Genomic DNA, 6,935 nt, shown 5'->3' with positions numbered 1-6,935 from the left:
CTCCTTCCTGGCGTTGTCGATTCTCTTCTCCGCCGCCGCGAGCAGCCTGCTTTGCTGGGTCAGCGACTTTTGCGCAGCCTTGTCTTCGGGATTGTCCTTCACCTTGGCTTCCAACGCGGCGACCTCCGCCTTCAGCGTTTTGAGTTCAGCGACTTCCTTTTGCGCCTCCTCTTCTTCGGCCTTCTTCTTCGCGGCGATGGCGGCGACCTGCTCTTCCTTTGTGTGTTTTCTGCCGAAGTAGGTGTTGTCATTCTTGGTGGCCACGACGCGCTGCGTGGTGAGCAGTTCTTTGAGCACGTTTTTGTCTTCCGCGAGGACCAGCTCGATCAGGCGATCCGTGCTGGCCGTGGCGTCAAACATGGCGCGGTAGTGAGATTCGCCGCGCGATGCGACGCCGGTCGCCGCGAGCGCCCGCGTATCCTTGCAGATGTAACCGCCGAGGTCGTAGTCGAAGTAGTCGCGGAAGAACTGCAGGACGCGCGGCTTGCGGATGCTGTCGTCGTCAAGCATGCGGGTGACCTCGCGCTTCACATCCTCGCGCGTCCGCATGCGGCCATCGACGATCGCCTGGCGGAGGGTTTCGTCGGGTTTGATGTAGCAAAGAGCGTGATTCACGGCGAGGCCGAGCTCCCAATCCTGCAACATGACGCGGCCGTGCTCGTCCGGCTTGCCGCCTTCCACGAGTTCCGGCCGGAACAACGCATCACGGTCGAGAAAGACCGACGACAGGCCCATCATGACACCGTCTTTTTTGCCGACCTTGGCGATGCTGTCCTTCACGATCTGCAGGTAGCTGTCGGACTCCGGCTTGTTTGGTGGGCGGAAGGTCAGCGCTTCAAAGAGATAGTCCACGGCGGCACGCAGGCGTTCGTCGGTGACCTCCGGCTCCTTCATGAGGTCGAGCACCGGCGTCAGCGGACGAACGACTTTGGTGTTGTAAACAATGGCTGTCGGCAGTCCGCGCAGATCGCCTTTCGGCTTCACCTTGTCGTAGGTTTTTGGATCGTCGGTGATCTGTTCCGGCATGCCGACGAGGCTGAGCGGTCCGTAGGCCATGTATTTCAGGATGTCTTCCGCCTTGCCGAGAATCTGCGTCGCCTCGGCGCTATTGACCGAATAGAAATCGGGGTAGTTCTTTAGGCCGACCTTACGGGCCGAGGAGAGCACCACGGGCACGCTCTTTACCGCCGTGGCGTAGGCTACCGTGCCGCCCACGACACTCGTGATCCGGTCGATGCCAAAGTAGAGCTTCAACTCGCCGCCGTGATTCGTGGGAACGACATCGCCGTGGGCGCGGAGGCCCGGCTTCGCGGGATCGTATTTGGGCTCGGTATTGATCAGCTCATTGAGCCGCGTGATGTGCTCCTGCGGAGTCACGCGCCAGATGCGGGCGGGGGAGGAGGTCGGCGTCAGTTGGATGCCGTCGGGCAGGGGACCGAAGAGCAGGGCATGACTCACGAAGTTGCCCTTTTTCGGATCCATGTGCGCATGGAAGCCGCCTTTGTTCTTCATCACGCGCTGCAGCTCGCCCACGATCCAGTCGGAGAATCGCAGCCGGTCGATGACGTCGGGCTGGTCCTTCTTTTTCGGCGGCATTTCCTCCAGCGCGACCTGCGCCCACACGGATTTCCAGGTGGCGGCGTTGGTCTCGTCCACCCGCGAGAGCTCGAGCAGGTTGAGATCTCCCTTCGTTGTCTCGTCGTCGTGACACTCAAAGCAATTCTGTTCGAGGAATGGCAGAGCGAAGTCCTTGAACTTCGCGCGCACGGGCTCTCCCGGCGTGTAGATGTCCGCAGCCGCCGCGGAGATGCCGAGCACGGCCAGAGCGGACGCGATGAGCGGCAGTGTCGGGATTCTCACGCCAGGACTTCTTTGAGGGGGCCGATGCCGGAATCGAATTTCGCCGCCATCTTCTCGCTCATGTTGAAGCGGTCGCACTGGACGCCGGAAGCCGTCAGAATGCTGGAGTAGAGGGCGTTGATCGGACGCTTGCCGTCCAACTGCGTGAAGCAGCCGGTTTTGAAGGCGCCGCCGCAGTTGCCGAGCAGCATCACCGGCCAGTTCGCGCCGCTGGTGTGCTGCGCGTCGGCGTTGTTGCTGGTGTAAACGATGAGCGTGTTGTCCATCATGGTGCCGCTGCCTTCGGGCACGCTTTCCAGCTCCTCCATCAGCTTCACGAGCATGCGGCTGTTATATTGGCGGATCTTGATCCAGATCGGATTGTCCGGCTGCTTCATGTGGCCGAGGTTGTGGCCCTGCTCCTCGACGCCGACGCCTTTCCAGGAGCCGAAGATCTCGCCGCGGCCGGAGCCGATGGTCAGCACGCTGGTGATGCCGGCCTTGAGCGCCGAGACACCCAGGTCGAGCAGAATGTCGTGCCAGTCGGTTTCAAACTCGGGACGGGTGTACCGGTCATCCACCTTCGGGGCGAAATTCCGCAGGTGATCGGACACGCCGCCGAGGCGCGTCCGCAGGCCGTTGATGTCACGGAATCCCTGCACGTATTGCCCGTAGCGCTGCTGGTCCGCCATCGGCAGCGCCTTGCCATGGGCGGCGGCGAGCTGCTCGATGCGGTCAAACATGCCCGACCGCGCCTCATGCTGCTTGCGGATGTCCCCGTCCGAAATGCCGCCGTAGAGCATTTGGTAGAGGTGGTTCGGGTTCGAGTGCATGAAGATCGGCTGTCCAGCACCGCTGGCCGACAGGTTCGCGACCGTGGGCTTGGCCTTCATGTTCTCCATCGAGTCCATGCCGATGCACAGATGCGGCAGCAGGGTCTCCGGGAGCACCTTGCTGAGTTCGTAATCGATCGTGGACGCGCTGGGCGGCACGCCGTCACTGACGCGGTAGCCGCCGAGCGCACCGAAGAAGGCGCTGTGCGACGGGCTGGTGTGCATGCCGTGCAGACCGTTAATGATGTGCAGACGCTCCTTGAAGGGCTCGAGCGCCTCGATCGGCTCGGGAAGCTTCACCTTGGCCAGCGAGCCGCTGCTCTTCATGCCCGCCGGGACGCACGTCGCCGGATCGAATCCCTGGTTCTGCATGAAGAAGATCACGCGCTTCGGCCCGCCGCCCGAGACACGCGATGCGGCCTGGCCGATGTTTGGCAACAACGGGGATCCAAAGGCCGCGCCAGCCGTGGCGGCCATGTGACGGAGGAGTTTTCTGCGTGAGATCATAAGCGGTGCGTACACGTCCCGAGGCCGGGCAACTTTCAGCCGGAGGCAAGGAAATGGAAAAGCCTCGCCCGGTGGCCGTGACCAATGACAGCAGCTAGAATGCCACCCTCGGGGCGCAGATTCCCGCCATGCGGGCGACCAGCACTCTCACCTTCGGGCATCGGCAGACAGAATCTGGAGAAAGTTTTTCACTTTTCTGTCCTGGCGGCGAGAAGTCGTTCGTCGATGCTTTGGACGGCGGTTTCTCCGGCCTGTCCAGCCTGCTCCGAAAACATCCACCCATCGCTCCTATGACTAAAAATGCGCTCCTCCTTGCCCTCGCCGCCTGTGCGGTGCTCAGCTCTTGCCAGTCCGGCACATCCCAACCCAAGACCTGTGCTGACATGCCGCCCTACAAGGGGTCCGCCGCCTTTGAGCGCATGAAGTCACTGGTGGGCAAGTGGTCGGGCGAGTCACCGGAGATGGGCACCATGAACACGGAGTTCCGCCTCATCGCAGGAGACTCAGTCATTCAGGAAACCTTTGCCGGAGGCACGCCGATGGAGATGCTCAGCGTGTATCATGATGTGAATGGGAAGCTGACGATGACGCACTACTGCATGCTGCGGAATCAGCCGCGCATGAAGCTGGTGAAGAGCACCGCGAACTCGCTGACCTTTGATCTGGCGCCGACGCCTGGCTTGAACGTGCAGAAGGACATGCACATGCATGGTGCGACCTACACCTTCCTCGATGCGAACCACTTCCAACTCGAAGGCGTGTCCTGGAAAGACGGCAAGAGCGCTCCCTGCGGTCCGCCGGTCGTCTTCACGCGCCAATAGAGGCGTCGAACGCACACCCAACCAACCATCGCCATGATCAAGAAACTCCTCATCGGCCTCGTCGTGCTCGTTGTCGCCATCCTCGCGGCGGCCTTGCTCAAATCGCCCGACTTTCGTGTCGAGCGCAGTCTCGTCATCGCCGCGCCTGCGGAGAAGATCTTCCCGTGGTTCGACAGCCACAAGAAGTTCAACGAGTTCAACCCATGGTTAAAAATGGATCCCGATGCCAAGGTCGAATACACCGGGCCGGAATCCGGTGTCGGTGCGGCATCCACTTGGGACGGCAAGCTGACAGGCAAAGGCAAGGCCACCACGACCGAGAGCAGGCCGAATGAACTCATTCGTCTGCGCATGGACTGGATGGAGCCGATGGAAGGCGTCAGCACCGTGGACTACACCTTTGCACCCGAAGGCGGGGGCAAGACGAAGGTCACCTGGGCCATGTATGGCACGAACGAAGGACTGCTGGCCAAGGTGATGAGCCTGGTCTTCAATTGCGAGTCCATGTGTGGTCCGGAATTCAAAAAAGGCCTCACCGAAGCCGCCAAACTCATCACGGCACCGGCGGCACCATGAACACCCCCGCTTCCTCCGAGTATCTCCTGCTATCGCGAGGTCAGTGGGACAAGGCCTCCTCCAAAGCCGACATCGAAGCTGCCATCGACCAATTCTACACTTGGTATGAGGCGAACCTCGCCAAAGGCGTGTTCAAGCCCGGCTCGCGTCTCACCATGGATGCAGCGCTTGTGACCCGCGAAGGCATCCGCACCGATGGACCCTTCGCCGAGGGCAAGGAAGTCATCGGTGGCTACTGGATCATCGTCGCGGAGAGCCTCGCTGCCGCGGCGGCCATCGCGGCGCAGAATCCGGTGCTTCCGCATGGTTTGAACTTCGAGATCCGCCCGCTGGAGTCCGAGCGTGCCTCGGCCTATCGCCACACGAACGAAACGCCCCCTTCATGAGCCCCAACACCCAACAAACCACCGGCGAGCATCTGCTCCTCATCCGCGGCACGCATTGGAACGGCAGCCTCTCGCCTGCCGAGTTGCAGCGCGTGATGACCGACTTCTACGGCTGGGTGGAGGGCCTTCGCAGCAAAGGCATTCTTCGCGGGGCGCAGCCGCTGATGGAGGAAGGCAAGCTCGTCACCGGCCCGCAAAGCCTCGTCACCGACGGTATCTTCGCCGAGTCGAAAGAAGCGATCGCCGGCTACTTCCTGCTCTCCGTGGCCTCCACCGATGAAGCCGTGAAGCTCGCGCAGGCCTGCCCCATCCTCGCGCACGGCGCGCAGGTTGAGGTGCGCCCCATCGCCGACCTCTGCCGCCCGATGGCCGATGTGAAGGCGGCTCAATCCTGATCCAATCCAGGCATGAGCCAGCCCGGCGAGCGCAGCCCGACTCTCGTGGCGGATGACCTCTTCCGCCGCGAGGGCGCACGACTCGTCGCTTCTCTGGCGGCGCATCTTGGTACGCACCGGCTGCAACTCGCCGAGGACGTCGTGCAGGAGGCACTCGTGCGGGCGCTGCAGACGTGGCCCTATCGCGGCATCCCTGAGAATCCCGCCGCATGGCTGACGCAGGCGGCGAAGAACCTCGCGCTTGATGCCCTGCGTCGCGAGAAGACCTGGCAGCGCAAGGAAGCGCAGATCACCGCCGAGCAGGAGCGCTGGTTGACGCGTGATGAAGAGCCCGCGAACGAGCATGACCTCTCCGACGACACGCTGCGCATGCTCTTTGTCTGCTTTCATCCGCAGCTCTCCGTCGAGGCACAGCTTGCGCTCGCCCTGCGCACCGTTTGCGGACTGAGTCCGGCGGAAATCGGCGCAGCCTTCCTCATCAGCGAAGCCGCCATCGCCAAGCGTCTCGTGCGCACCCGGCAGCTCATTCGCGATTTGCGACTTCCTTTCGCCGTACCGCCCGCCGGTGAGCTGCCGCAACGGCTCGACGGCGTGCTGGGGGTTCTGTACTTGCTCTTCAACGAAGGTTACAAAGCCTCTTCCGGCGACCGCCTTGTCCGCGAGGAGCTTTGCCACGAAGCGATCCGGCTCACGCGTCTCCTCAGCGCTCATTCCGTCACATCCCGACCCGCCACTCAAGCACTGCTCGCCCTGATGTGCCTCAACGCCGCCCGTTTGCGCGCGAGACTCAGCGCGACGGGAGAAATCGTGCGCCTTCAGCATCAGGACCGCAGTCAGTGGAATGCAGACCTGATTCAAGAAGGCATTCTCGCACTCGGCGCGGCCTCCACGGGGGACGTCATCAGCGCCTATCATCTGGAGGCCGGCATCGCCGCCTGCCACTGTCTCGCCGAGAGTGATGCGACGACCGACTGGTCGCGCATCCTCAGTCTTTACGATCAACTCCTGCTGCTGAAACCCACGCCCATCGTCGCCATGAACCGCAGCGTGGCCCTCGCTCGCGTCCGCAGCCCGCATGTCGGTCTGGAGGCCCTCGAAAGCATCCCGAACCGCCATTCGCTGGAAGCGCATCATCTCTACCACGCCATCCGCGCCAGCTTCATGTCAAAACTGGGTCAGCCCGCCGAGGCGCGCGCCGCCTACCTTCGCGCCGCCGAGCTTGCCCCATGCGATGCCGAGCGCGAGTTTTTACAGGCCCAGAGCCGGGAGCAAGATGCCTAGGCTCGAAGGCGAGCCGCTTCTAGGAGTCGGAAAACCGTGCGAGGAGCCGATGCCGAAAATCTTGTCGCAGCGTGCAGAAGAAGTTCCACGGAAGAGCGTTGAAAACCCATGATCATACCCAGCTCGAACATTTCCCAGCTGCCCAAGTCGGCTGTCGCTTCCGTCATTCGCACCCGAAGTCTGCCGATCCTCGCCGGCCTTTGTCTGGCATTCGGATCGCCGGGTCTTTCTGCTGACAAACCGGTTTTTCGTGCAGGTGCGGCGACGAGCGACATCACGCCGTCGATCAGTGCCGAT

General features: G+C 62.4%; 8 protein-coding genes. 6 read left to right on the top strand and 2 right to left on the bottom strand.

Translation table 11 applies throughout. The features are described from left to right. Both KDL09_RS17725 and KDL09_RS17720 read right to left on the bottom strand, forming a co-directional pair. Window positions 1-1,860 (bottom strand): DUF1592 domain-containing protein (locus KDL09_RS17725; RefSeq protein WP_294388096.1); only part of this gene is annotated, 1,860 nt, incomplete at its 3' end. After that, window positions 1,857-3,179 (bottom strand): DUF1552 domain-containing protein, encoded by a 1,323-nt coding sequence (locus KDL09_RS17720; RefSeq protein ID WP_294388093.1) that lies wholly within the window; start codon window positions 3,177-3,179, stop codon window positions 1,857-1,859. The genes KDL09_RS17720 and KDL09_RS17725, both read right to left, overlap by 4 nt. A gap of 290 nt (window positions 3,180-3,469) precedes the next feature. Between KDL09_RS17720 and KDL09_RS17715 the strand changes: the two genes are divergently transcribed. The 6 genes from KDL09_RS17715 to KDL09_RS17690 all read left to right on the top strand — a co-directional run. Beyond that, on the top strand, window positions 3,470-4,000 hold the full coding sequence (locus KDL09_RS17715; protein ID WP_294388090.1) for a hypothetical protein: 531 nt from the start codon (window positions 3,470-3,472) through the stop codon (window positions 3,998-4,000). A gap of 33 nt (window positions 4,001-4,033) precedes the next feature. Beyond that, a complete protein-coding gene (locus KDL09_RS17710; RefSeq protein ID WP_294388089.1) occupies window positions 4,034-4,576 on the top strand; it encodes an SRPBCC family protein in 543 nt (180 codons plus the stop codon). Further along, window positions 4,573-4,962 (top strand): YciI family protein, encoded by a 390-nt coding sequence (locus KDL09_RS17705; RefSeq protein ID WP_294388087.1) that lies wholly within the window; start codon window positions 4,573-4,575, stop codon window positions 4,960-4,962. Before KDL09_RS17710 ends, KDL09_RS17705 begins: the two co-directional genes overlap by 4 nt. Further along, entirely contained in the window at window positions 4,959-5,357 is a 399-nt protein-coding gene (locus KDL09_RS17700) for a YciI family protein (RefSeq protein ID WP_294388085.1), read from the top strand. Before KDL09_RS17705 ends, KDL09_RS17700 begins: the two co-directional genes overlap by 4 nt. 12 nt (window positions 5,358-5,369) lie before the next feature. Then, entirely contained in the window at window positions 5,370-6,638 is a 1,269-nt protein-coding gene (locus KDL09_RS17695) for a sigma-70 family RNA polymerase sigma factor (protein WP_294388084.1), read from the top strand. Between the two features lie 108 nt (window positions 6,639-6,746). Then, window positions 6,747-6,935: hypothetical protein (locus tag KDL09_RS17690; RefSeq protein ID WP_294388081.1), on the top strand; the 189-nt coding region annotated here is incomplete at its 3' end.

Source organism: Prosthecobacter sp. (genome assembly GCF_020439865.1).
Taxonomy (GTDB): domain Bacteria; phylum Verrucomicrobiota; class Verrucomicrobiia; order Verrucomicrobiales; family Verrucomicrobiaceae; genus Prosthecobacter.
Note: the sequence above shows the minus strand (reverse complement) of the source record. Positions and strands in the feature narration are given on the sequence as shown.

Excerpts from the sequence above, each read along its gene's own strand:
- KDL09_RS17720 (WP_294388093.1), bottom strand. The coding sequence starts at position 3,179 with ATGATCTCACGCAGAAAACTCCTCCGTCACATGGCCGCCACGGCTGGC.
- KDL09_RS17715 (WP_294388090.1), top strand. The coding sequence starts at position 3,470 with ATGACTAAAAATGCGCTCCTCCTTGCCCTCGCCGCCTGTGCGGTGCTC.
- KDL09_RS17710 (WP_294388089.1), top strand. The coding sequence starts at position 4,034 with ATGATCAAGAAACTCCTCATCGGCCTCGTCGTGCTCGTTGTCGCCATC.
- KDL09_RS17705 (WP_294388087.1), top strand. The coding sequence starts at position 4,573 with ATGAACACCCCCGCTTCCTCCGAGTATCTCCTGCTATCGCGAGGTCAG.
- KDL09_RS17700 (WP_294388085.1), top strand. The coding sequence starts at position 4,959 with ATGAGCCCCAACACCCAACAAACCACCGGCGAGCATCTGCTCCTCATC.
- KDL09_RS17695 (WP_294388084.1), top strand. The coding sequence starts at position 5,370 with ATGAGCCAGCCCGGCGAGCGCAGCCCGACTCTCGTGGCGGATGACCTC.